Genomic DNA, 22,622 nt, shown 5'->3' on the forward strand with positions numbered 1-22,622 from the left:
CCTCCCCCTCATCCACTATCTAGTAAATGGTATGAGAGAGAGGAATTTAATAGAACCTCTCTAGTAAATCATTATTAAAAATTAGATTGTGCTTCGCCATCTTCTATCCCCGGGTGCAAAGCCCCATTGATCCCCTTCGCGATGACATGCGCCATATCCTGAATGAAGCTGTCCACCTCTTTAGGTGTAACCATTAAATTGTGGCCAAGTGGGGTCAGTACTTCCTTAATCAGTTGTTTCTTTTCCACCTCTTCTAATTGGCCGAACATGCCCATAACCGCTTTGCTTTGCTCCTCATTCGGATGGTCTTCTTCCGTCAGCGTCTTTCTTTCAAACGGGTTCATGGCGGGCGACAATGCATTTGAAGGGCGATCTTTTTCCCGCCACTCTCTGCCAAAATGTTTTAACACATAATCAATGGCATCACTTGTAATTGTCACGGCATCTACTACTGTTGGTACTCCAATGGAAATTACAGGGATGCCATATGTCTCTCTGCTGATTTCTTTCCGCTTGTTGCCTACCCCAGACCCTGGGTGAATCCCTGTATCAGAAAGTTGTATGGTCGCATTGATACGATTGATTGAACGTGAAGCAAGCGCATCGATGACCAAAACAAAATCCGGCTTCGTTTGTTCAATGATCCCATGAACCATATCACTGGTTTCAATCCCAGTCACGCCCATAACCCCAGGTGTGAATGCAGAAACAGGTCGGTAACCATCAGATACGGTTTCGGGATGAAGCTCAAATAAGTGGCTCGTAACATAGACTTCTTCTGTCACTAATGGCCCCAGAGCATCTGGCGTCACATTATGATTACCAAGTCCGACAATTAAACCCCGGTCCATTTCTTTTATTCCACATTCATTCATTAATTTCCTTAACTGTCCGGATAACGTCTTTGCTAAGTTCACTTGTAATTGATGATCCTGTTTACGAATAGCGAGTGATTCCAAGGTGACATAATGCCCCGCCTTTTTCCCGATCCGTTCAGCTCCTGCTTCATCTACCGTTACATACGTAATCTTAATATCGTTTTTTTCGTTTTCATGGACCTCAACCCCATCAGAATCTGAAGATCCCGGTTCATCTTTCACATTCATCTCCTGAGCTTCAAGCGCCAAGTCCGTTCTTAACGTGTAGTCGAAATTTTCCTCCATTCAACTCAACCTCCTTAAGAAAATCATCTCCCAAGGAGATAAAAACTATGCAAATGAAGGGATTCATATATAGATAAGTATTGAAAACAGCGTACCGCTCTGGTAAAATGTCTCTTGTTCGATATGAATGAGTCTTTTGTTTTTACCTAGGAGGTGAAACTATGCCTAATATTAAATCAGCGAAAAAACGTGTACGTACGAATGATGACGCTCGTTCTTTGAATGCAGCTTTCAAATCTGACATGCGTACAGCGGTTAAACGTGTAGAAAAGCTTGTTGAAAGCAAGGATGTGGAGAACGCGAAAGAAGCCCTTCCTACAGCTGTTAAGAAAATCGACAAAGCTGTTCAACGTGGTGCCCTTCCTACAAATACAGGGAACCGTAAAAAATCCCGCCTAACAAAACTAGTCAACGCATTATAATTCATTCGTAATTTATGACCAACAGACGATCCTTCTTTTTGGAATGGATCGTTTTTACATGAACGAAGCCCTCCGAGTTATCGGAGGGCTTCTTTTCATTGTTTATATCACTGACAAATTATGTTGGAGATGCTTTAGAGAAGAAAGTCCACAACGATCCGTCCAACTTCACCTCACCCCAAAATCGTAAATCGCCCAATATGGAAATTATAAAGAGACAGGGGTGTCTTGCTTAATGTTGATCAATCGATAGAGGAGCATTTCAAAAGCCAGGGCTTTCTCCATTTTCCCCTGCTTCAGATTGTAGTCCGTTTCAGCAAGTTGATTCATAATTTGATCCAGTTCCTGCTGTGAGAAGGCTCGCTCCCGTTTCAACGCCATTTTGATAACGTAAGGATGGGCTTTAATGTAACTTCTCATTTGGTTCTGGCCGTATCCTTTTTGCTTGAGTACCTTCGCTTGACTGATAATCCTGAATTGAGAAGCAAGCAGGGCAGTCAAAGCGATCGGCTCTTCATTCAGTTTTTCCAGATCCTTATAAATTCGTATCGCACGACCCAGGTCCTTTTCCATAACGGCATCAACCAGTTTAAGCCCCGAAGCTTCTGCACTGTGGGAAAGTAGCTGCTCTGCTATATCTCTGGTGACTACGCCTCCTTCTCCGACATATAATGCCAACTTCTCCATTTCCTTTCTAAGTGCCATAAGATTTGCACCAATTTCCTGAGTGAACAGTTCATGAATTTCTGAAGGAACGGTGATATGTAAATCGTTTGCTAAGGTTTGTATCCATTTGTCAATGTCCCATTCTTTCACCGGCTGGCAGCTGATGGCTTCTCCATTCTTCTTTAATTGCTTAAACACTTTTTTCCGTTCATCCAGCTTTTCATATGGAGCAATTAGAATTAACACCGTATATTCAGCAGGATTTTGAAGGTATTCTAAAAGTACTTCCGTATCATGTTCAAACGGAAGTTTATCCGGTTTTGCCTTTAAAAAGACGGGATGATTGGCAATGACGACTTTCCCTTCACCAAGAAATGGAAAAGTTTCTGCATCTGTAATGACATCCTCAATGGGGGTCTCTTCTAAATCATACTGGGAAATATTAAATTCCCGATCTTCTTTCTTTAATGTTTTTTCGATGATTTTATTCTTATGTTCCTGAATTAAGTAGGATTCTTCTCCATATAATAAGTACACTTGTGACTGTTTTACATTGACCATAAAGTGGTTGTCCTTCCTTTATAAAAAAAGAGTACGGCGCCCCAAAATGGGGAACTCAGTGTCACCATTTTATGTTTCTTTGGAATTTCTGTCAAAATGGTGTGCTGATATCGCCGTATGAACCATCTATATAAACGCCATTCCAAAAGCCCCGGGAGCTCTTGGAGAGGACGATGTTGTTCCTCTCTTGCGTTTAGTTTGACCGCTTACAGGATAATTATCTGTGACAAGTCTTGCTAGGAGTGGGAAAGGTATGAATCATCGATAAAATTCGTATTTCATGCCCGGTAAATGTAGATTTTTGGTTAAAAATGGACTATACTTAATAATTGATATAGGAGGGGTAACAGTGAACGAGTTTAAAAACGATATTCAATCCAAAACTAATGATGTGATCGACTCTGGGTTAGGGTTTGTATTTTCATTTGTTTTCTTCTTCGTCATCTTCTTCATCGGTGTTTTGTTTTCTTTTCTTGGACAGTAATGAAATGCAAAACCGGAAGGCTGCTGTTTTTGGCAGTCTTTTTTTATTCTCTGCTCGCATTATACGGGATAAACGTTGAAAACGTTCCAGTTTGCCCAGAAAAAATGTATTGAACGGAACCATGCCGATTGGTTTGAAGCAATACGACCCCATGTTCGGATAACCTTTCTACAACCTCTTCGTGAGGATGGCCGTAGCGATTATCCACTCCTGCAGATATTAAACCTATTTTTGGTTGCAGCCCATTCAACAGTTCCTCTGAAGTGGATGTATCACTTCCATGGTGAGCCACTTTTAAGACATCTGTCTGTAACGACAAACTCCTCTTTAAGATGTCCTTTTCAATCGGAGCAGATATATCTCCCGTAAAGAACCACCACTTTCCTCCCAACAGGCTATTCAACACGAGTGAATTGTCATTTGGGTCCCCTTGATCTTCACCCTCGACCGGATGCATCACATAAAATTCATGCCCTCCAACCCAAATGCTCTGTCCTGCGCTTACTTTCTCAATTCCAACTCCGTATTCCTCTGAATGAAAAGGACTGACATAGATGCTCCCAACATTCATTTCATCAAGTATAAAAGGAACACTTCCACTGTGATCAGAATCTTCATGAGTAATGAATAGAGCATCTATTTGCTGAATACCTCTTGATTTTAAGAACGGCAGGATCACCTCATCGGCCGTCTTTTCTTTATTCGAAGAAAAGACCGGCGGCCCAGCTGCATCGATCATAATGACTCCATTCCTCTGTGGAAGCTCTATGACAAAGGAATCCCCCTGGCCCACATCCAACATGGTTACGACTCCTTCCTTAGTAAAATACGGAATCAAACTATAATAAACAAATACAAAAACCACGGCCACGGAAGCCAGGAATGCTTTTACCTTTTCCTTCTGTTCCCATTTTTTCATCATAATTACGAAACAGGCGGTGTACAAGAAGATGTAACTGGAGGGAAGCTCACCAATCACCCAGGGGTAATCGAAAGCATCGGATTGTGTGATGAGGAAAGATATAACAAAATCATGAATCGTCGCAAAGGCATCGGAAAGGAATGTGCATAGGGAAGGAAGCAAAAAGGAAAGAAGAAAAACAGCCATCAATAAGGGGATAACAAAGAATGAAAAATACGGAACAGCAATCATATTGACCCATAAAGATAAAGGCTGAAACTCATAAAAATAATGGACCTGTAGTGCAAGGAGGGAGAGCTGGCTGACCAACCCTATAATCGCAGACTGCATCCACTTACTCTCATACTGCTTCAACACCGGAATCGTAAGCAGTAAACTGAAGGTGACTAAAAACGAAAATTGAAAACCCAGGTGATAAAAATAAGACGGGTAAAAAATTAACAAGAAGAAACAGGTGAAGGAGAGAAGGTCAATGATAGGGATCTTTTTTTGGAATGAACCTGTGAATATAAGAAGAACCCCCATAAGTCCAGCACGCATGACAGATGGAGCACCACCTGATATAAACATGTAAAAAGGTAAAAGGGCAAGCAAGAAAATCTTAGATTGCTTCTTTGTTGCTATGCCTGTCCGGTATAGAAGAAAGTAAGTCCCTCCCAGTGTCAGTCCAACGTGCAAGCCTGATATGGCGAGTATATGGGATAAATTAAACTCTCTAAACCATTCAATTGTCGAAGAATCGATCAGCCTGATATCTCCGAAAATCAGAGCCTCCATCCATACATAAGTAGTTGGGCGGACACGCTCCTTCACAGACATTTTTAATTGTTCTCTTGTGTCATACAAGTGATTGATCCACGATTCTCCTTGACACTGGAGAAACGCTTCATCTTGGAGTAGAATCTGAAGATAAATTCCCTTACCCGCCATATGAGCACGATAATCGAACTGGCCCGGATTGCGTGCACCATCGAAAGGCTTCACCTCTCCTCTCACCATACAGAGAGCCCCATGTTTCAAACTTTCAGGTGGAAGATCATTTGGTTTTTCTTTCACATAACGAACAAGCACTTTACCGGCATCCCCTTCCAATACGACTGAAAAAGCATGAGCACTTTCCGTCACATCAGATACAATTTCACCTTCCACGGCATGGCCATCAAGGGATTGAGAAGAAACAGGCGAGGAATCAAGTGATAGGTGGGAGTACCCACCGATCACGAATAGAAGGAGGAAGAAGAGGAAGAGGAGGTTTCGACGAAAACTGAACAACCAAAAAAGAAAAACAATCCCAACGACATAAAAAGGAAAACCTCGTTGAATAGATAACACCCCGCCAAGCACAAAGGCTGTGACGGGAAGATGCCAGGACCCTCTCAAGATGATCACTGTTTGTCCAGTTTTAAAAGTTGTGATGCTTCGTTTACGAGTTGTTCTGACTCAGGGTCCCCGTTCAACTCGATTTTCTCAAGCATTTGCTTTATGAGAAGCTTTTGTTTCTGTTCGAGTGGCTCCGTTTCTACAGGGACCTTTTGCATACGGACGCCTGACTGCTGCAACATCTCGATTGCATAGGAATCATTTTTATAATCTTCGCTATAATAGACAGCTTTCACCCCTGCTTGAATAATTGCCTTCGTACAGTGCAGACATGGAAAATGAGTTACGTAAATCTCTGCACCTTCTGTAGCAACACCGAACTTGGAGCATTGAAGGAGTGCGTTCATTTCAGCATGTATGGTGCGGACACAATGACCATCAACGACATAGCAACCCTCATCGATACAATGCACACCCCCAGAGACGCTTCCATTGTACCCCCCGGCAATCATGCGCTTATCTCTTACAATAACCGCTCCCACAGCTAACCTCTGACAGGTGCTGCGTGATTTTAATAAATAACTTTGTGACATGAAGTATTGATTCCAAGTAATCCGCTCCATTATGTAACCCCCACTTTTTTCATCAAGTTTACTCTGACCACTGGATTCCGTCAAACTTATGGAACAGTGATCAGTTCCTTTAGGTTTTCTAACGTTTTTTCACCGATACCAGGCACATTCACAAGATCTTCTACAGAAGAAAATGGACCATTTTCTTCTCTATATTTAATAATACTAGCAGCTTTAGAAGGACCAATTCCATTTAATGTTTCCATCTCACTGGCTGAAGCACGGTTGATACTCACTTTTTCTCCGGCTAATGAATCCACTTCACCTGATTCGTTAGCGGAAGATTGGTAAGAGGCTATAAAAACCACCATTTCATCCTGTAATTTTTGCGCAAGGTTTACACTGGTAGGATCCGCTCCATCTGTCATGCCTCCAGCTTCAATAATCACATCATCTACTCTCGTTTCTTCTGGCATTGAATAAACACCAGGGTGGTGAACTTCTCCTTTCACATCTACTTTTACAGTACCGGAACCAGCATTTTCATCAACTGTTTCCTCAATTGTCACTTCCTTCACCTTCGTCATTTGGGAAGCTCCATCACTTGATGAATTTAAAAAATACAGGAAGCCAATCCCTGTGAGGATCAAGATCATCCAAGAGTATCTCTTTAATACGCTCATGCTTTGACCTTCTTTCATAATTATTGTTTTTCAGAATAAGGATATATAGGTAATCATTAAGGAGGGATTCCAATGAAATGGGGAATCATCGGCACAGGGAATATGGGAAGTATGCTCATTTCTACGCTTATAAAGAGCGGAGCCGTACCTGCTGAGAAGTTGACGATTTACAATCGGACGTTAGAAAAAGCGAAGAAGATCCAAGAAGAATTTCCAAACCTCAAAGTAGCGCAGGATTTAACCGCACTCCAAAATAACAGCGATATCATTTTCATCTGCGTAAAGCCCCATCACTACAAGAGCATCATTGATGCACTAGAAGGAAAATGGTCTGAAGAACAATGTCTGGTTTCCATTACAAGTCCGGTCGCTGTTGAGCAGTTAGAAAAAGTCACCCCCTGCCAGGTGGCAAGAATTGTTCCATCTATAACAAATCATGCTTGGTCTGGAGTGAGTTTGTTCACGTTTGGATCAAAAATAAAAACCGAAAATCGAGAATTATTGAGACGGACTTTCCAGCATATCTCCACTCCCATTGAAGTCAAAGAAGAGCACATACGCGTAGCGTCCGACATCGTATCATGCGGCCCTGCATTTATTAGCTATTTGCTCAGCCAATGGATTGCAGCTGCTGGTGATGTTGCGGGCCTCCCTAAAGATAAAGCTACCTCGTTGACGGAAAATATGATGGTTGGATTGGGAGACCTCTTAGCACAGAAAGTGATGACTTTGGAGGAATTAATGGAAAAAGTTACGGTGAAAGGCGGAGTTACAGGTGAGGGATTGCAGGCTTTAGAAGATCACATTGGAAATTTGTTTCAAAAAATGTTTGAAGCGACCCAAAATAAACATAAAGAGGATAAAAAACACATTGATTTATAATCATATATTCGACAGAAATTCACATTATCCTGCAAAAAGTTACCCTAAGCTCGACGTTTTATAAAACTTGCTCTAACGCTTAACAAAGCTCATAAAAAAAGAGTCCGACATTTACGGACTCTTTCATGATTTCTATTCCTTTGTACAAACAAACAACCAGCGTTCTCCATCTAAGGATGGCTCCTCACTAAAATCAGAGAACACCCCTTGGACTTTAAAACCTGATCGAGAGAGCCAGGAACGCAAAACCGTCTGGTCATACCCTCGCTGTTCATGAATTTCATCGAATCGTTGATACTTCCCATCATCTTCAACAAAAAATGTCAAATCGTGTATGAGACTGTTTTCCAATTCCCCCGAATCACAAAACCAGATGAAAGATAGATCATCACGGACTTCAGCAAATGTTGCACCACTAAGGTCCTTGTGAATATGATCTATAGAGTGTACATCAAATAAAAACACTCCTCCTTGAGTAAGGGTTTGGTAAATAGAATCGAAAGCTTGCTGCACCTTCTGATCATCAGTTAAGTAATTGACGACATCACAGTAACTGATGACGCAATCATAACCTGACAACCCCTCCAATGCTGTCATATCCTGTTGAAGCCATTCAATTGCAGCTCGAGGGTTTTTCTGTTGCGCTACGGTCAACATGTCAGAAGACAAATCGATCCCCGTCATTTGATACCCCTCATCATGGAGTCGGTGTGTGATTTCCCCTGTACCACAACCCACATCAAGAATTTTTTGACCGTTGGCATGATATTGTTGAAGCATTTGCTTCGTAAAATTAACCCATTGTCCGTAGGGTGCATCCTGCATGAGAAGATCGTACACGCGCGCCATATCCCCGTAGCTCATTTTAGTTTTCTAATCCTTCTACAACGACCGTATCTGCATCGCCCCAAAGTCTTTCCAGGTTGTAATAATGGCGTTCATCTTTGTGAAAGATGTGACAGACGATATCATTAAGGTCGACAAGTACCCAGCGTGCCTGCTCAAATCCTTCCATCCGCTTCACTTCTATCCCGTTTTCTTCCGCCTGATTTTTCAATTCTCTCGCTATTGCTTGCACTTGGCGTTCGTTGGACCCTTCGCAAATTAAGAAATAGTCCGCAATCAGAGAAACTTCTGACATATCTAAAACGACAATATCTTGTGCTCTTTTCTCATCACACGCTTGTGCTGCTAAATTTACTAATTCTTTACTTTCCATGGGTTTCCTCCCTATTTCATCTCTATCTTTTCCATGATCAAAGGATCATATTAAATCATTATATGCATGAAACGTGTCCGGATAAACGGTCCTTTCCTTACCAACAAGAAAAATGATTGTATTTTTCAAAGCTAAGGCGCATGCTTCATCCAAATTATTTTCGGCTTTCTGCCGTACTTGATCCACCCCGGGAAAATCACGACCAGGTTCTATATAATCAGCTAAAAATACAACTTTATCTAAATTGGACATGTGCTTTTTTCCTGTCGTGTGGCAGCTGATAGCAGAGATGATCTCAGCATCCGAAAGACCGACCTCCTGCTCAAGCATCAAAGCACCTACTGGCCCATGCCAAAGCTCATGATGATAATCCAGAAGATCCTTTGAAAGTCGACGGTCACTTTTTATCCATCGTTCCATGAGATCCAGCGGTTTATATTTCGCATAATCGTGGAAAGCAGCGGCCAGTTCCGCCTTTTTAACATCTACTTGGAACCTCTCAGCAAGTTCAACTGCCTTGTCTGTTACCCTCACTGTGTGTTCGTATCTAGAGCTCTTTAAGGCAGGACGTACATATCCAAGTGCCTCTTCACGATTCATTTTCATACAGGTGATGCTCCTTTATAAAAGAATCAACAACTTCCGGCAGTAAATACCGGACACTTTTCCCTTCTGAAATACGGTCACGTATCATAGTGGAAGAAACATCGATTGAGGGAATATCAACAAAATGGACTGGAATTTCATCGTTCCACCCATACCCAGGCCTCTCAACTCCAATAAATTGGACCATCTCTGAAAGATCTTCGACCCGGTGCCATTTTGGTAAATGTTCAACCATGTCGCCTCCAATAATGAAGAAAAACTGATGATCTGGATATTGCTCGACCAAATCAGTCATCGTATCAACCGTAAACGATGTCCCTTTCCGTACTAATTCCACATCACAAATTCGAAAATGTGGATGTTCCCTGATGGCTGTCTTCACCATAGCCAGTCGTGTTTCCGGATTAGTGGTAGACTCCTGTTTATGTGGTGGGATATAGGAAGGCATGAACCACACTTCATCAAGGTCCATGGCTTCACGGGAAAACTCGCCCATAATCAAATGACCTTGGTGAAGAGGATCGAACGTTCCACCAAGAATTCCAACTTTTTTCATTGACCTTCCCCTTTATGGTAATTCGATTTGTTTATTTTCTTTGGACTCTTTATAAAGGATGATCGTATTTCCTATCACTTGGACAATATGAGCATCTGTGGCTTCAACAATCTCATCTGCAACGACATGATTGTCTTCGAAGCAATTTTGTAAAATGCTTACTTTTATCAGTTCCCTCTTTTCAAGGGCTTCATCAATTTGTTTCGTCATATTTTCATTCACGCCGGCTTTCCCTACTTGAAAAATCGGCTGTATATTATGGGAAGCCGCCCGTAAATGCTTCTTCTGTTTACTTGTTAACATTCTATACCCCTTTCAATTTCTGTTCGAATTCATTGAGCAGTAGCGAAGACTCAGGCTGGGTGTCTGTCCATATTTGAAAGGCATAAACAGCTTGCTGCAGCAGCATTTCATGTCCAAAATGGAGCCGCGCTCCTCTTTTTTCTGCTTCGTTTAAGAATTTAGTTTTCATAGGACGGTAAACAATATCGCTTACAACAGTCCCTTTTGTCAAGTGATCCAGTGATATGATCATTTGATCATGATCAGGGTTCATCCCGACCGTCGTGGTTTGGACAATTAAGTCGTAATCCGTGAGGGTGTTTTTCGCCTGTTCGAGTGTCAGGGCACCAGCATAAGCCTTGGAAGGGATATCCTGAATAAGATCCTCCGCCCTTTTCAACGTTCGATTGGCTATGTCTACACGATTGATGGTAGATCTCGTAAGAGCTTCAAATATCCCTCTTGCTGCTCCTCCGCTTCCTAACAATAAGGCTTTGGCGTTCTCGTGAAAAAGATCAGGGTAACGGTTTTTCAGAGAATGAACGAACCCTCTTCCGTCAGTGTTGTACCCAATCCAACCGTGATTCGTGTGATGCACAGTGTTCACTGCACCTAAATGCCGGGCGCTGTCATCCAGACCATCCAGATAAGGGATAATTTTCTCTTTATATGGCACGGTTACATTGAAACCATCCAGCCCTTTTTCTTTCAATAAATTGATTTTTTCATCAAACTCATCCGGCTGGATTTCCAGCAGTTCATACTTCCCTTCAATCCCTTGCTGCTCCATTAGTTTTTCATGGATCCATGGAGACATGGAATGACCAATCGGGTGGCCGATCAATCCTAGTTTGTACAAATGATCCCCTCCTATATGAGTGACTCTCTCAAGGACACTTTCACTCCCTCAGGTACATGGGCAGTAACCGTGATGCCACCTTCTGGAACCGTGACCCAACCAAGTCCAGAAAAGACGATATCCGTTTTGTCTTCTTTAATCTTTAATGTATGACCTTTTAATGGAGGAAGCTTTGTCATTGTATCTTGGTCTGGGGGTGATAATAGTTCCCCTAAATGATTTTCATACAGTTCATCTGCTTTTTCCAATTTTGTTCGATGAATATTCAATTCATTAGAGAAGTGACAGACAAAAGAACTACGTTCGCCTGTCTCAAAATCCAGACGGGCGAGTCCACCTACAAAAAGCGTCTGTTCTTCATTCAACTGATACACTTTCGGCTTAACTTCTTTACGTGGTGTAATGAGTTTCAGATCCTTATCAGACACATAGTGAGCCATCTGATGGCGCTGGATGACTCCAGGTGTATCATATAGTGAGCTTGTTTCGTCTAAAGGAATATCAATAAAACCTAAAGTCGTACCAGGAAAATACGACGTCGTAATGGCATCTTTAACACCGGATGTATTTGAAATAAGGGTATTGATAAAGGTTGATTTCCCAACATTCGTCGTCCCCACCACATATACATCTCCACCTTCACGATATTGATCGATGGCTTGTGACAATTGCTGAATACCTTGATTTTTCTCAGCTGAGATTAAATACACATCTTCAACCTCTAAGCCATTCTCTTTAGCAGAACGTTTTAACCAATGTTTTACTTTCCCGTGGTTCACTGACTTCGGAAGTACGTCCATCTTGTTTCCTACGAGAATAACAGGATTGTTTCCAGTCAAACGCTTCAATCCTGAAATAAAACTTCCATTGAAATCAAAGATATCGACTAGCTGTACCACCAGTCCTTTTGTATCGCTGATTTGGTTCAACATCTCAAGGAAGTCATCATCTTGAAATGGAACGTCCTGCACCTCATTATAATGTTTTAAGCGGAAGCACCTCTTGCAAATGATGTCTTCCCTTTCAAGTGCTGACGCAGGTGCATATCCTGCTTCTTCTGGGTTTGTCGTTTGAATGACGGCTCCGCATCCTTGACATTGTAATTCAGCCATCACTGATCTCTCCTCTGCCATGTAATCTTTCCTTTTCTTCGCATCCAATTTAATATTCGCCTTTCAATCTTTCTGTTGAACTTCGTAACAAATCCGTCCGTTTCAACGATAGGAACAACTAAGATTGTATGGAAACCAGCAGAATTCCCGCCCAGGACATCGGTGAGCAGTTGATCTCCAATAACAGCGACTTCATCCTTCTCGAGCTTCATCTGCTTCTGAGCCTTCTTGAAAGCCTTCGATAATGGCTTCCTGGCACTATGGATAAACGTAGTATCCAGAGGTTCAGAAAAGAGCTTCACTCGAGCTTCATTATTATTAGAAGCAATCGTAACCTGGATGCCGTGCTCGCTCATTTTATCGAACCATCCTTTGATGGCTTCTGTTGCATCCGGTTCATCCCAGGCGACAAGGGTATTATCCAAATCGGTAATGACACCTTTGATTCCTTTTTCTTTTAAATGGTCCGGGTCAATATCAAAAACGCTCGGCACATGTTCATCTGGTAAAAAGTTTTTTAACATCTATCAGTTCATCTCCTCATACAACCGCAAAATCTCCTTCACCATCATATACAAAATCGAAGGATGTTTCAAAAAGACTTACGATAAGAACAAAAATCGTTCGACAATTACCGACAATAATAGGTTGTGGATAAGTTTATACACATATTCCACACAGTAACTTCTTTGTTATCACTCATCTAAACCTCTTTTTTCAAAAAGTTATCTACAATTTTATGTAGATAACTTCCATATTGTGGCGAAATAAGGGTCGTGATAAGGTAAGAATACATTAAAAATTCGAACGTTCAATGATTCAATTCAAGCGGGAGGTGACTGTCACATGTGTGACAGCGGCATGAAGCAATTATCGGATTCCCTACTAATACAATCTTACCACAAAGCCATTGAACTCAATCTTTCAGATGAGTTTATAGAACAAATTAAACGTGAAATAAACTCGCGATCCATCCAGCACCTTTTAGATAAGCATATCTCACATGTAGGCTGATTTTTACATTTCATGACAAATAATGACTTTTCTTTCTAGGAACGCTCGTCCATCCAGCAAAGGACGAGTTTTTTTATGACTTTTTTTATTTGACTAAATGATGTCTTCCTTCTTATTTATAAGGACAGACTAAATAAAGCATACCGCCGTATATCCCCGGTATGCTACAGTTGAATAATGAACCTTTTTTTGATTACAATTGAGTGAACACATTGTTACGAACATCCAAAATCCAATTAAAAATAGAGGAAAGTTACGTCAAAGGAGGAACATACCACATGTTGGTGGCTGTATTATTGCCTTTTATCATTGCAATTTTTATCCCATTTTTAAGTAAATGGAAAGAAAAGATTCACACAGGATTCTTTGTTACGATTGTACCTGTGTTAATTTTTATTTATTTTGCCCGCTTTTTAGGGGCTGGTTTCGAACCGGTCGTTCACGAGTATTCCTGGATCCCGTCTCTGGATATGAATATGGTCTTTCACCTGGATGGACTAAGTTTACTATTTGTTCTACTAATCAGCGGAATTGGCGCCCTAGTTGCCTTCTATTCGGTTTTTTACCTACATAAATCGGAGCAACTGGGACATTTTTATGTGTACTTTCTCATATTCATGGGCTCTATGTTAGGAGTTGTATTGTCTGATAACGTTTTTGCCCTGTACAGTTTTTGGGAATTCACTTCCCTATCATCTTTCTTATTGATCGGATTTTGGAACTATAAGAAAGAATCCAGATACGGTGCATTAAAATCAATGCTTATTACCGTATTTGGTGGGTTAAGTCTATTGGGCGCTCTTATCTTTATGAGTGTCTTGACGAACACGTCAAGCATCCGAGGAATGATTGATCAGCAACAATTAATTCTTAACAGTGAATTCTTCCCACTGATCCTCGTTCTTTTATTGCTTGGTGCTTTTACAAAGTCTGCTCAATTCCCATTCCACATCTGGCTGCCGGATGCTATGGAAGCTCCAACTCCGGTGAGTGCTTACTTACACTCGGCAACAATGGTGAAGGCAGGTATCTATCTGGTTGCCCGCTATTCCCCAATGCTTTCCGCAAATGAATGGTTCTTCATCATTGTGTCGATGGCAGGGATTATCACATTATGCTGGGGATCTTATATGGCTGTAAGACAAACGGACTTAAAAGGAATTCTAGCATTCTCAACAATCAGTCAGCTTGGAATGATCATGGCTATGCTGGGATTCGGCACAAAAGCCGCAATCTTTGGGGCTGTTTTCCACATTCTTAACCATGCCACGTTCAAAGGTAGTCTATTTATGGTTGCCGGTATTGTGGATCATGAAGCAGGAACGAGGGACATCCGTAAACTTGGCGGATTGATGACGTTCATGCCGATGACAGCCACTCTTGCACTGTTTGGCTCGTTCTCTATGGCTGGCGTACCCCTGCCATTCTTAAACGGGTTCTATAGTAAAGAGATGTTCTTTGAATCTTCGTTACATTTGGAAGCAGCGAGTACCGGCATTGCTGGAATACTGCAAACGAGTGTACCTTACTTAGCTGTATTCGGCAGTATATTCACCTTTGTATATTCCATGTACTTTTTCTTCGGCACTTTCCGTGGTCAATCACACTTGAATGAACTGCCTAAAAAGCCGCATGAAGCGCCCATCGGTATGCTCATATCACCGATTGTTCTCGTAGCAGGTGTAGTGATCATTGGCTTGTTCCCAAGTGTGATCAATGAGCCATTTATTGCCCATGCGGCTGAAGCTGTCAAAGGTGCCGCGTTAGAAGAAAAACACATCTATTTCTGGCATGGATTTATTCCACCATTCATTATGTCCCTTACTGTTCTCGTCTTTGGAAGTATCTTAGCCCTTTCAAGGAAAGTATGGGCGCCGGTGTACAATGTTGTGCCCGGAGTGCTAAGTATGAATAAAGTTTATGACGGTACCGTTGATCGAGTTGAAAGATACTCTACGACGATTACAAAAGGATATATGAATGGTTCTCTCGGACGATATGTCAGACTGATTCTAGCGGCTATCATTGTCATTTCGTTTGCCTTTATGGCCATAACGGGCGGATTTACATTGGATACATCGAATGTAGCTGAAATTACGGCTCCTGAAATACTTGTCGCTGTTACAATGGTGATCGCAGCCATAGGTACCGCCCTTACCAATAACCGAATTGCCGCAATTCTTATTTTAGGTGTGGTAGGTTATGGATTATCGATGCTATTTGTCCTGTACCGCGCACCTGATCTCGCTCTTACTCAGTTGATTGTAGAAACAGTAACTGTCGCTTTGTTCTTACTTGTTTTTTATCATTTACCGAAGCTACGTAAAAAAGAAGAACCCGTAAGTACCAAGGCACTGAACCTCGTCATATCAGTCGGTTTTGGTGCGTTGATGACGATGGTAGCTATTTCTTCTCACAGCAGTAAGTTCTTTGAGTCTATATCTGATTATTTCACGAAAAATTCTTACAAGCTTGGCGGAGGGGACAATATCGTCAACGTCATCCTTGTAGACTTCCGTGGATTGGATACATTATTTGAAATTGTTGTACTAGGGATTGCCGCTATGGCAATTTACGGATTGATTCGTTTTAGAAAGAACAAGGAGGAGGAATAATACATGGAAATTATTATGGCCGTTCTAGCCGGCATTCTCTTCACTATGGGTGTCTACAACCTCCTTCAAAAACAATTGTTACGTATTATCATAGGGACAGGCCTCATTTCTCATGGGGCCCACCTGTTCATCCTGACAATGGGAGAGTTGAAAACAGGAGCACCACCAGTACTGACTGAAGGAGTAGAAAACTACACGGATCCGCTCCCGCAGGCATTGATCTTGACTTCAATCGTCATCAGTTTCGGTGTTACAAGCCTACTACTTGTATTAGCTTATCGTGCTGCGAAAATTAACGGCACTGATAATATGGAGCAATTAAGGGGTAACGATTATGAGTAATTTAGCTGTATTGCCTATTCTGCTGCCTTTATTAGCAGGCATCTTCTTAGCTTTTATACACAAAAAAACAAAATTAGTACGCACTTTATCCAAAGCTTTCGCGATTATTAATCTCCTCGTTGTCGGGTGGATTTTCATGCAAGTGAGAGACAACGGGAACATTGTCCTGGAGATGGGGAGCTGGGATGCACCCTTTGGGATCGTCCTTGTCGCTGATCTGCTAGCCATGACGCTGGTTCTTACGACAAATATCATTGCGGTGGCTAGTGTTTTCTTTGCACCTCAATCCTTATCAAAAAAAGAAGAGTCTTTTTACTTCTATACTTTCTTCTTTATGCTGATTTCCGGAGTCAGTGGTGCATTTTTAACAGGGGATTTATTCAACCTTTTCGTATTTTTCGAAGTCCTTCTGATGGCTTCCTATGGATTGATCGTACTTGGGAATGGGAAGGCACAGCTTAGGGAATCGATTAAGTATGTATTGATCAACTTATTTTCTTCCATGTTGTTCGTAACGACCATAGCCTTTCTTTATTCGGTTGTAGGGACAGTCAACATGGCTCAAGCTGCTCAGCGTGTCCAGGAAGTGGACCAGCAAGGGATTTTGACGACAATTGCCATTTTGTTCTTTTTTGTATTTGCAACAAAAGCGGCCGTCTTCCCTCTCTACTACTGGCTGCCACGGCCTTATATATCTCCAAATCCGGTCGTATCCGCTTTGTTCGGAGCGCTGTTAACAAAAGTAGGGGTTTATTCCATCTTGCGGACGTTCACCTTGATCTTCAATCACGAGGTGGAATTGACCCATACCTTGTTCATTTACCTAGCAGCTTTGACTATGATTTTTGGAGTTGTTGGTGCTTTGTCCACGAACAATATCAAGCTGATCGTTGCGTATAATATCATACCAGCCGTAGGCTTTATGCTTATGGGAATTGGAATTTTTACTGAGGTTTCCATAACCGGTACGATCTATTACCTTGTTCATGATATGGTGATCAAAGGAGCTCTCTTCATCCTTGTGGGAGCCACTGCTTATGTAGCGGGCACATCTGACCTTCGTAAAATGGGTGGCTTGATCCATCATTATCCCGTCCTCGGATGGCTTATGTTTCTAGCCTCTTTAGTGTTGGCCGGAATACCACCATTTAGTGGTTTCATCGGTAAACTATTATTGTTGCGCGGCGGCCTGGGCGAAGAAGAAATTTTCATCGTCATTATCGCTCTTATTTCAAGTCTATTGATTCTGTTCTCGATGATCAGAATTTTCATTCGAGGGTATTGGGGAGAAAAAATGGACATTCCTGTTCCTGATCGGGAAAAGAAAGGAAAACGAATGGCTATTCCTGCTGCTGGGCTACTTACCGTTTCCATCCTCCTCGGCGTAGGTGCTGAATGGTTCTTCCCGACAATAGAAACCATCGCTCAATATATAATGGATCCAGAACTCTATATTGATTCTGTGTTAAAGGAGTAGAAGCTGATGCCTTTACAAATCGTACTGAACATCATCATCGCTATGATGTGGATGTTCCTGAGTGAAACATACAATTTCACAACTTTCTTTGTCGGATATATTTTAGGAATCATACTTCTCTTCGTCCTTCAGCGTTTTATACCAGATTCATTTTATATGAAACGGGCGTGGAAGTTTTTCCTTCTCATTCTCTTGTTTATACGAGAGCTTGTCCTTTCCAACATCGACATTGTCAAGCATGTGTATAAGCCAAAAATGGATATGCAGCCAGGGATATTCGCATTACCAATTGACGTGAAAACAAACTTTGAAATTACACTTCTTGCCAACTTGATTTCTTTGACTCCCGGGACATTGTCGGTGGTCGTGAGTGAAGATCATACGAAAATCTTTATTCATGCGATGGATATGCCGGATGTTCAAGAATCTGTCAGTGAAATTAAGAATTCATTTGAAAAGCGTATCTTGGAGGTGACCCGTTAAATGGAAGATATCCTTGATATGACACAAACATGGATCCAAATATCAGCTACCATCGCTGTTGTAGCTGTAGCAATCTCCGTGATCCTCCTTTTATATCGCGCAATTCTCGGCCCGACGAATCCGGATCGTGCGGTTGCCCTTGATATCATTGGAATCAATCTTATGGCCTTAGCAGGACTAATCGCCGTCCTGCTCGTAACAACAAGGTTTAATGATGTCGTCCTGCTGATTGGTATTCTTCTCTTCATCGGTACGGTCGCACTGGCGAAATTCTTAGAAAAGGGTGTTATCATTGAGCGGGACGTGGATTAATTTAATTTTCGACATCACCATATGTCTGTCTCTATTGATCGGTGCCTTTTTCCTTATCTCTGGTTCTATCGGTATTTTGCGTTTTCCTGATGTTTACACACGTCTACATGCAGCCACAAAAAGCTCGACCCTCGGTGTCGCCGGAATCATGATTGGTGCCTTTCTATTCCACTATGTTGAACATGACATCGTGAGTGGTAAACTGCTTCTTGGCATATTCTTTGTCCTGTTGACAGCCCCTGTTTCTGGACATATGATCTCAAGAGCTGCCTACCGTGCCGGAGTACCTCTTTGGGAAAAGAGTGTAAAAGATGAATACGCAGAAGTTTTAAAAGAAGAACAGAAGCGACAAGCACCAGATTCATAAATCGACATGCCTCCATTCTAATGGGGGCATTTTTTTACCTTTATGAACATTATTTTTAACGACAGACAAGCACAGACGACTTCTTAAGGACATAAGTATGTTGTAGGCATTCGCCTAATCCTTGAGGAGGTGCGTCCTATGAGCAGTCTCATCGCTTCCATCCTTTATTTTTTTAAAGAGTCTCTCTTCTTCATGTCTTATGTTAAAAACCAGGCTTTTCCGAACCCCCTGCCTCCAGAAGAAGAAGCCAAACAGCTCCAATTAATGGCAGAAGGTAGTCATGACGCCCGGAACAAACTGATTGAACATAACTTGCGACTTGTCGCACACATTGTGAAGAAGTTTGAAAACACGAAAGAAGACTTTGAAGACCTTATTTCTATTGGTACGATCGGTTTGATCAAAGGAATTGAAAGTTATTCGACAGGAAAAGGGACGAAACTTGCCACCTATGCCGCACGCTGTATTGAGAACGAAATTCTCATGCACCTCAGGTCGACGAAAAAAATGAGTAAGGATATTTCGCTCCAAGATCCGATCGGTCATGATAAAGAAGGAAACGAATTGAACCTTCTTGATATTCTACAGGCGGATGTCACGGATATAGTGGAGGAAATCCAACTTCATATGGAATTGGAAAAAATCAAGGATTTCATTACTGTATTAGATGAGCGGGAAAAAGAAGTGATTATCTTCAGATATGGACTGAATCAGACAGAAGAAAAGACTCAACGTGAGATCGCAAAAGAACTTGGTATATCGAGGAGTTATGTATCAAGAATTGAAAAGCGTGCATTAATGAAGATTTTCCATGAATTCTACAAGCAGAGTAAACAAGGGAAAAATGGATAAAAAAAAGCCACTACCATCTTATTAGAATGGAGTGGCTGTTTCATTCAGTCCTCTACGAGTTTCTTTTTCCATTTTCTAATCTTCCAAGTCATGACGAATGCTGTTACAAGGGCTATACCCATGACAGGGTACAAAAACAAGTAAGCTTTTGTCCCGTATTCATAGAGACTGATCAGTGTGCCTATATAGAGATAAGTGCTCATGATTAATAGCGTAATCACGAACCGTTTATAATCCGATATTTTTTCCTTTAACCATTGGGAAGTATCCAACAAGGTCCACCTCCTACTATGAAAATCTTAACATATGAGAATCATAGTGTCGGTGGAAATGATTGTCATTCGTAATTCTTAACCATTTCCATGATCATGACGGCTGCATTTTCGGCAGCTTTCGGTAAAAATTGATCAAATGAAATCGAGGATTCCTTACCAGCGATATCGGACAACGCCCGAATGACAACAAAAGGTGTTCCGTACTTATAACAAACCTGGGCGATCGCAGCGGCTTCCATCTCTGCTGCAATCATCTCAGGAAACTTACCTCGAACAAAATCCACTCTCGCTTCCTCTTGCATAAAGGAATCACCTGTAGCGATGATCCCTCTCGCTGCTTTTGCATCTGTCTTCTCAACAGCATCCATCGCTTGTTGCACAAGACTTTCATCCGCTGCGTACATGGCAGGCATTCCCGGAACTTGACCATATTCATACTTAAAAGCAGTCACATCCACATCGTGATGTGTCACTAAGGAAGAAATGACTACATCTCCGACCTCAAGGTCCTTGGCAAATCCCCCAGCTGACCCTGTATTGATGACGGCATCAATTTCATATTGCTCATGAAGAATCGTCGTAGCCATGGCTGCATTGACTTTACCAATGCCCGACTTTAATAGAACGACTTTCTTTCCATGCAAAACGCCATCAACAAAAAGACTGCCCGCAACCTCTTTCTCTGATGCTACATCCATATTCGCTTTTAATAATTCTACTTCTTCATCCATAGCTCCAATAATTCCAATTGCCATAACCAAACTTCCTCTCTCAACCGTTTTTATTTTTTAGAATCTCAAGTTTGACTGGTTTATACCCTTGTCCTTCAATCCAGTCAATCTGCACCCTGAGGTATCCTGTCTTATTTTTGTCAGAGACTGTTGCCTTAGCTTTTTGATGGTGGCCTCTATTACTTACATCCCAATAGATAATATTGTCCTCAGAAAGGCCGACAGCGCTTCTTATCGCCTGTTTTAATTCTTCATAGTCCTGAGTACCTGGTTGGTATGTGATTCCATGTTCTCCGTTCGTTTCCATCTCTGTAGGAATAACCGGCCAATCCTTTGTGATGACTCGTTCTACATTAGGGTCATCACTTTTTTCAATTTTCAACCCTTTTTCGTCCTCGATTGGCTTCAGCTCTTCAAACTCTTCAATAGAGATCTGTTGCTTTTCTGGTTGTTCCTCCGTATCTTCACCTTGTTTATCCTTTGCTTCTTTATCTTTTTCTTCACTGTTCTCGTTGGCTTCCGCCTGAGAATCATCATTCTGACCCTGATCTTCCTTTGAGACCTGTTGACTTTCAGTATCCTTTGCTTGTCCTTTTTGATCCTCTCCTCCGAAGATCATCAATCCGAAGAGTAACACCATGAAAACACTGCCTGCCCCTATAAGCCAAGTCAACACCTTCGTACTACGACGCTTTTTCTCATAACGACCTGAGCGGGAATAAGGGGATTGTTTGTTTGACATGATTTTTCTGCCTCCTTTTTACTCGCCGTTTATTATACATGAAGTTTTGACTGTTACCAATGCTTTCTTTTTCCTATCTCATTTCCCGGGCTATATTCCAAACCTCACTATAGCTCCCGATTGTTGAAGACTCAGTTTCGAGGCGTTTTCGGGGTTCGTTACCCGGGTTGAGCGTTAGGGATGGCTGGAAAGCTACTCGCTTTCGATGTATGTGAGAAACGAACTCCTTTCCAAGTTGGATTGTCTTCCGCTATCCCGATTGTTAAAAGCATAAAGCACTCTGTATTAAGCTCTCAGAGTTTGTGGAAATCTTAATCTTATACTCCAATCAAACCGAATAACTGTTTATTCTGGAAGTGGTTTCGAGACTCTTATATAGCAAAGGGGCAGAGGGGAATGGCGAGACTCCTGCGGAAAAGAGTGCTAGGTGAGACCCCGCAAGGCGTCAGCCTGAGGAGGCTCATCGCGCTCCCGCGGAAAGCGAGCTAATCCTCGTAGCCCCCATCCACTCAATAAAAGTCTCGAAACTGAGTCTTCCACAATCCTGCCATATTCTTTAAGAGAATTAGTATGTAGGCATGAAAAAAGACAGGGGAAGCCCCTGTCTTTTTTATTATTCGACTGTGATGATTTTTACGTCGATTTCTCCACCTGGTGTCGCAACTTTAACCTTGTCACCAACAACATGTCCAATTAAACTTTGAGCCATCGGAGAGTCGTTTGAGATTTTACCTTCAAATGGGTCGGCTTCTGCACTTCCAACAATCGTGTAGGTCTCTTCGTCTCCATCCGGAAGCTCTTGGAACGTTACGGATTTACCCAACGTCACTGTGTCAGGGTTTTCATTATCGTTTTCAATGATAACTGCATTTCGAATCATGTTTTCTACTTGTGTAATACGCGCTTCTACAAATGCTTGTTCGTCTTTCGCTGCATCGTACTCAGAGTTCTCTGATAGATCTCCGAAACCGCGAGCAATCTTAATCCGTTCTACTACTTCTTTGCGTCGCTCTGTTTTTAAATGATGCAATTCTTCTTCTAACTTTTGTTTTCCTTCTTCCGTCATATAATAACTTTTTTCTTCTGCCATGGTCCGAATACAC

At 41.8% G+C, this 22,622-nt stretch carries 28 protein-coding genes; 11 read left to right on the top strand and 17 right to left on the bottom strand.

All coding sequences use genetic code 11. The annotated features are described in order from the left end of the window. Positions 1 to 74 precede the first annotated feature (74 nt). Complete coding sequence (gene gpr, locus K2225_RS13875; RefSeq protein WP_220585284.1) at positions 75 to 1,163, bottom strand: GPR endopeptidase; 1,089 nt, start codon at positions 1,161 to 1,163, stop codon at positions 75 to 77. 161 nt (positions 1,164 to 1,324) lie between these two features. Here gpr and rpsT point away from each other — a divergent pair, with 161 nt between their 5' ends. Beyond that, entirely contained in the window at positions 1,325 to 1,585 is a 261-nt protein-coding gene (gene rpsT / locus K2225_RS13880; RefSeq protein ID WP_146812792.1) for a 30S ribosomal protein S20, read from the top strand. A 207-nt stretch (positions 1,586 to 1,792) separates the two neighbouring features. Here rpsT and holA read toward each other — a convergent pair whose 3' ends face one another. Beyond that, positions 1,793 to 2,812 carry a DNA polymerase III subunit delta gene (gene holA / locus K2225_RS13885; protein ID WP_220585285.1) on the bottom strand — a complete coding sequence of 340 codons (1,020 nt, stop codon included), beginning with the start codon at positions 2,810 to 2,812 and terminating at the stop codon, positions 1,793 to 1,795. Positions 2,813 to 3,161: 349 nt separating this feature from the next. Here holA and K2225_RS13890 point away from each other — a divergent pair, with 349 nt between their 5' ends. Next, positions 3,162 to 3,296, top strand: a complete 135-nt coding sequence (locus K2225_RS13890) for a YqzM family protein (protein ID WP_089654323.1) — start codon at positions 3,162 to 3,164, stop codon at positions 3,294 to 3,296. Positions 3,297 to 3,339: 43 nt separating this feature from the next. On the opposite strand, the gene K2225_RS13895 is transcribed toward K2225_RS13890, so the two are convergent. The 3 genes from K2225_RS13895 to K2225_RS13905 are packed head-to-tail and all read right to left on the bottom strand — an operon-like array spanning position 3,340 to position 6,793. Then, entirely contained in the window at positions 3,340 to 5,607 is a 2,268-nt protein-coding gene (locus tag K2225_RS13895; RefSeq protein WP_220585286.1) for a DNA internalization-related competence protein ComEC/Rec2, read from the bottom strand. After that, entirely contained in the window at positions 5,604 to 6,161 is a 558-nt protein-coding gene (locus tag K2225_RS13900) for a ComE operon protein 2 (RefSeq protein WP_220585287.1), read from the bottom strand. The genes K2225_RS13895 and K2225_RS13900 overlap by 4 nt, the downstream gene beginning before the upstream one ends. 56 nt (positions 6,162 to 6,217) lie before the next feature. Continuing rightward, a complete protein-coding gene (locus tag K2225_RS13905) occupies positions 6,218 to 6,793 on the bottom strand; it encodes a helix-hairpin-helix domain-containing protein (protein WP_220585288.1) in 576 nt (191 codons plus the stop codon). A 72-nt stretch (positions 6,794 to 6,865) separates the two neighbouring features. Between K2225_RS13905 and comER the strand changes: the two genes are divergently transcribed. Further along, positions 6,866 to 7,675 carry a late competence protein ComER gene (comER, locus tag K2225_RS13910; RefSeq protein ID WP_220585289.1) on the top strand — a complete coding sequence of 270 codons (810 nt, stop codon included), beginning with the start codon at positions 6,866 to 6,868 and terminating at the stop codon, positions 7,673 to 7,675. Positions 7,676 to 7,807: 132 nt separating this feature from the next. On the opposite strand, the gene K2225_RS13915 is transcribed toward comER, so the two are convergent. The 8 genes from K2225_RS13915 to K2225_RS13950 are packed head-to-tail and all read right to left on the bottom strand — an operon-like array spanning position 7,808 to position 12,833. Next, positions 7,808 to 8,539: a class I SAM-dependent DNA methyltransferase gene (locus K2225_RS13915; RefSeq protein WP_220585290.1), complete on the bottom strand. Its 732-nt coding sequence runs from the start codon at positions 8,537 to 8,539 to the stop codon at positions 7,808 to 7,810. A 1-nt stretch (position 8,540) separates the two neighbouring features. Further along, positions 8,541 to 8,894: a ribosome silencing factor gene (gene rsfS / locus K2225_RS13920; RefSeq protein WP_220585291.1), complete on the bottom strand. Its 354-nt coding sequence runs from the start codon at positions 8,892 to 8,894 to the stop codon at positions 8,541 to 8,543. 45 nt (positions 8,895 to 8,939) lie between these two features. Next, entirely contained in the window at positions 8,940 to 9,500 is a 561-nt protein-coding gene (gene yqeK, locus K2225_RS13925) for a bis(5'-nucleosyl)-tetraphosphatase (symmetrical) YqeK (protein WP_220585292.1), read from the bottom strand. Next, complete coding sequence (locus K2225_RS13930; RefSeq protein ID WP_220585293.1) at positions 9,484 to 10,056, bottom strand: nicotinate-nucleotide adenylyltransferase; 573 nt, start codon at positions 10,054 to 10,056, stop codon at positions 9,484 to 9,486. The genes yqeK and K2225_RS13930 overlap by 17 nt, the downstream gene beginning before the upstream one ends. 12 nt (positions 10,057 to 10,068) lie before the next feature. After that, positions 10,069 to 10,359, bottom strand: a complete 291-nt coding sequence (gene yhbY, locus K2225_RS13935) for a ribosome assembly RNA-binding protein YhbY (RefSeq protein ID WP_089654332.1) — start codon at positions 10,357 to 10,359, stop codon at positions 10,069 to 10,071. 1 nt (position 10,360) lies between these two features. Then, positions 10,361 to 11,197: a shikimate dehydrogenase gene (gene aroE / locus K2225_RS13940; RefSeq protein ID WP_220585294.1), complete on the bottom strand. Its 837-nt coding sequence runs from the start codon at positions 11,195 to 11,197 to the stop codon at positions 10,361 to 10,363. A gap of 11 nt (positions 11,198 to 11,208) precedes the next feature. Further along, positions 11,209 to 12,309, bottom strand: a complete 1,101-nt coding sequence (yqeH, locus tag K2225_RS13945; protein ID WP_220585295.1) for a ribosome biogenesis GTPase YqeH — start codon at positions 12,307 to 12,309, stop codon at positions 11,209 to 11,211. Further along, entirely contained in the window at positions 12,309 to 12,833 is a 525-nt protein-coding gene (locus K2225_RS13950; RefSeq protein ID WP_220585296.1) for a YqeG family HAD IIIA-type phosphatase, read from the bottom strand. The genes yqeH and K2225_RS13950 overlap by 1 nt, the downstream gene beginning before the upstream one ends. 337 nt (positions 12,834 to 13,170) lie before the next feature. On the opposite strand from K2225_RS13950, the gene sda reads away from it, so the two are divergent. From sda to sigK, 8 genes are all read left to right on the top strand, one after another. After that, positions 13,171 to 13,323 carry a sporulation histidine kinase inhibitor Sda gene (gene sda, locus K2225_RS13955; protein WP_146812869.1) on the top strand — a complete coding sequence of 51 codons (153 nt, stop codon included), beginning with the start codon at positions 13,171 to 13,173 and terminating at the stop codon, positions 13,321 to 13,323. Positions 13,324 to 13,601: 278 nt separating this feature from the next. Beyond that, positions 13,602 to 15,938: a Na+/H+ antiporter subunit A gene (locus K2225_RS13960; RefSeq protein ID WP_220585297.1), complete on the top strand. Its 2,337-nt coding sequence runs from the start codon at positions 13,602 to 13,604 to the stop codon at positions 15,936 to 15,938. Positions 15,939 to 15,941: 3 nt separating this feature from the next. Further along, entirely contained in the window at positions 15,942 to 16,280 is a 339-nt protein-coding gene (locus tag K2225_RS13965; protein ID WP_089654337.1) for a Na(+)/H(+) antiporter subunit C, read from the top strand. Further along, complete coding sequence (locus tag K2225_RS13970) at positions 16,273 to 17,757, top strand: Na+/H+ antiporter subunit D (protein WP_220585298.1); 1,485 nt, start codon at positions 16,273 to 16,275, stop codon at positions 17,755 to 17,757. The genes K2225_RS13965 and K2225_RS13970 overlap by 8 nt, the downstream gene beginning before the upstream one ends. Before the next feature lie 6 nt (positions 17,758 to 17,763). Continuing rightward, positions 17,764 to 18,240, top strand: a complete 477-nt coding sequence (locus tag K2225_RS13975) for a Na+/H+ antiporter subunit E (RefSeq protein ID WP_146812778.1) — start codon at positions 17,764 to 17,766, stop codon at positions 18,238 to 18,240. Next, positions 18,241 to 18,552, top strand: coding sequence for a Na(+)/H(+) antiporter subunit F1 (locus K2225_RS13980; protein WP_146812777.1), 312 nt, complete (start codon positions 18,241 to 18,243; stop codon positions 18,550 to 18,552). After that, on the top strand, positions 18,533 to 18,919 hold the full coding sequence (mnhG, locus tag K2225_RS13985; RefSeq protein WP_089654341.1) for a monovalent cation/H(+) antiporter subunit G: 387 nt from the start codon (positions 18,533 to 18,535) through the stop codon (positions 18,917 to 18,919). The genes K2225_RS13980 and mnhG overlap by 20 nt, the downstream gene beginning before the upstream one ends. A 138-nt stretch (positions 18,920 to 19,057) precedes the next feature. Further along, positions 19,058 to 19,771, top strand: a complete 714-nt coding sequence (gene sigK, locus K2225_RS13990) for an RNA polymerase sporulation sigma factor SigK (protein WP_146812776.1) — start codon at positions 19,058 to 19,060, stop codon at positions 19,769 to 19,771. A gap of 44 nt (positions 19,772 to 19,815) precedes the next feature. On the opposite strand, the gene K2225_RS13995 is transcribed toward sigK, so the two are convergent. The 4 genes from K2225_RS13995 to greA all read right to left on the bottom strand — a co-directional run bounded on the left by K2225_RS13995 (position 19,816) and on the right by greA (position 22,609). Further along, complete coding sequence (locus tag K2225_RS13995) at positions 19,816 to 20,046, bottom strand: YrhC family protein (protein ID WP_255574542.1); 231 nt, start codon at positions 20,044 to 20,046, stop codon at positions 19,816 to 19,818. Positions 20,047 to 20,108: 62 nt separating this feature from the next. After that, positions 20,109 to 20,801 (bottom strand): 5'-methylthioadenosine/S-adenosylhomocysteine nucleosidase, encoded by a 693-nt coding sequence (mtnN, locus tag K2225_RS14000; protein ID WP_220585299.1) that lies wholly within the window; start codon positions 20,799 to 20,801, stop codon positions 20,109 to 20,111. 16 nt (positions 20,802 to 20,817) lie between these two features. Next, positions 20,818 to 21,519 (bottom strand): YrrS family protein, encoded by a 702-nt coding sequence (locus K2225_RS14005; protein WP_220585300.1) that lies wholly within the window; start codon positions 21,517 to 21,519, stop codon positions 20,818 to 20,820. Positions 21,520 to 22,132: 613 nt separating this feature from the next. Next, a complete protein-coding gene (greA, locus tag K2225_RS14010; protein ID WP_220585301.1) occupies positions 22,133 to 22,609 on the bottom strand; it encodes a transcription elongation factor GreA in 477 nt (158 codons plus the stop codon). Between the last annotated feature and the right edge of the window lie 13 nt (positions 22,610 to 22,622).

The organism is Halobacillus sp. Nhm2S1 (assembly GCF_019599545.1).
Lineage (GTDB): Bacteria > Bacillota > Bacilli > Bacillales > Halobacillaceae > Halobacillus.

Bases quoted from the DNA above. Each gene is read 5' to 3' on its own strand.
- gpr (WP_220585284.1), bottom strand. From the start codon at position 1,163: ATGGAGGAAAATTTCGACTACACGTTAAGAACGGACTTGGCGCTTGAA.
- K2225_RS13970 (WP_220585298.1), top strand. From the start codon at position 16,273: ATGAGTAATTTAGCTGTATTGCCTATTCTGCTGCCTTTATTAGCAGGC.
- K2225_RS13915 (WP_220585290.1), bottom strand. From the start codon at position 8,539: ATGAGCTACGGGGATATGGCGCGCGTGTACGATCTTCTCATGCAGGAT.
- comER (WP_220585289.1), top strand. From the start codon at position 6,866: ATGAAATGGGGAATCATCGGCACAGGGAATATGGGAAGTATGCTCATT.
- K2225_RS13965 (WP_089654337.1), top strand. From the start codon at position 15,942: ATGGAAATTATTATGGCCGTTCTAGCCGGCATTCTCTTCACTATGGGT.
- K2225_RS14005 (WP_220585300.1), bottom strand. From the start codon at position 21,519: ATGTCAAACAAACAATCCCCTTATTCCCGCTCAGGTCGTTATGAGAAA.
- sda (WP_146812869.1), top strand. From the start codon at position 13,171: ATGAAGCAATTATCGGATTCCCTACTAATACAATCTTACCACAAAGCC.
- K2225_RS13980 (WP_146812777.1), top strand. From the start codon at position 18,241: ATGGAAGATATCCTTGATATGACACAAACATGGATCCAAATATCAGCT.
- yhbY (WP_089654332.1), bottom strand. From the start codon at position 10,359: ATGTTAACAAGTAAACAGAAGAAGCATTTACGGGCGGCTTCCCATAAT.
- holA (WP_220585285.1), bottom strand. From the start codon at position 2,812: ATGGTCAATGTAAAACAGTCACAAGTGTACTTATTATATGGAGAAGAA.
- K2225_RS13930 (WP_220585293.1), bottom strand. From the start codon at position 10,056: ATGAAAAAAGTTGGAATTCTTGGTGGAACGTTCGATCCTCTTCACCAA.
- greA (WP_220585301.1), bottom strand. From the start codon at position 22,609: ATGGCAGAAGAAAAAAGTTATTATATGACGGAAGAAGGAAAACAAAAG.
- K2225_RS13905 (WP_220585288.1), bottom strand. From the start codon at position 6,793: ATGAGCGTATTAAAGAGATACTCTTGGATGATCTTGATCCTCACAGGG.
- mtnN (WP_220585299.1), bottom strand. From the start codon at position 20,801: ATGGCAATTGGAATTATTGGAGCTATGGATGAAGAAGTAGAATTATTA.
- yqeH (WP_220585295.1), bottom strand. From the start codon at position 12,309: ATGGCTGAATTACAATGTCAAGGATGCGGAGCCGTCATTCAAACGACA.
- sigK (WP_146812776.1), top strand. From the start codon at position 19,058: ATGAGCAGTCTCATCGCTTCCATCCTTTATTTTTTTAAAGAGTCTCTC.
- K2225_RS13950 (WP_220585296.1), bottom strand. From the start codon at position 12,833: ATGTTAAAAAACTTTTTACCAGATGAACATGTGCCGAGCGTTTTTGAT.
- K2225_RS13975 (WP_146812778.1), top strand. From the start codon at position 17,764: ATGCCTTTACAAATCGTACTGAACATCATCATCGCTATGATGTGGATG.
- rsfS (WP_220585291.1), bottom strand. From the start codon at position 8,894: ATGGAAAGTAAAGAATTAGTAAATTTAGCAGCACAAGCGTGTGATGAG.
- yqeK (WP_220585292.1), bottom strand. From the start codon at position 9,500: ATGAAAATGAATCGTGAAGAGGCACTTGGATATGTACGTCCTGCCTTA.
- K2225_RS13900 (WP_220585287.1), bottom strand. From the start codon at position 6,161: ATGGAGCGGATTACTTGGAATCAATACTTCATGTCACAAAGTTATTTA.
- K2225_RS13960 (WP_220585297.1), top strand. From the start codon at position 13,602: ATGTTGGTGGCTGTATTATTGCCTTTTATCATTGCAATTTTTATCCCA.
- rpsT (WP_146812792.1), top strand. From the start codon at position 1,325: ATGCCTAATATTAAATCAGCGAAAAAACGTGTACGTACGAATGATGAC.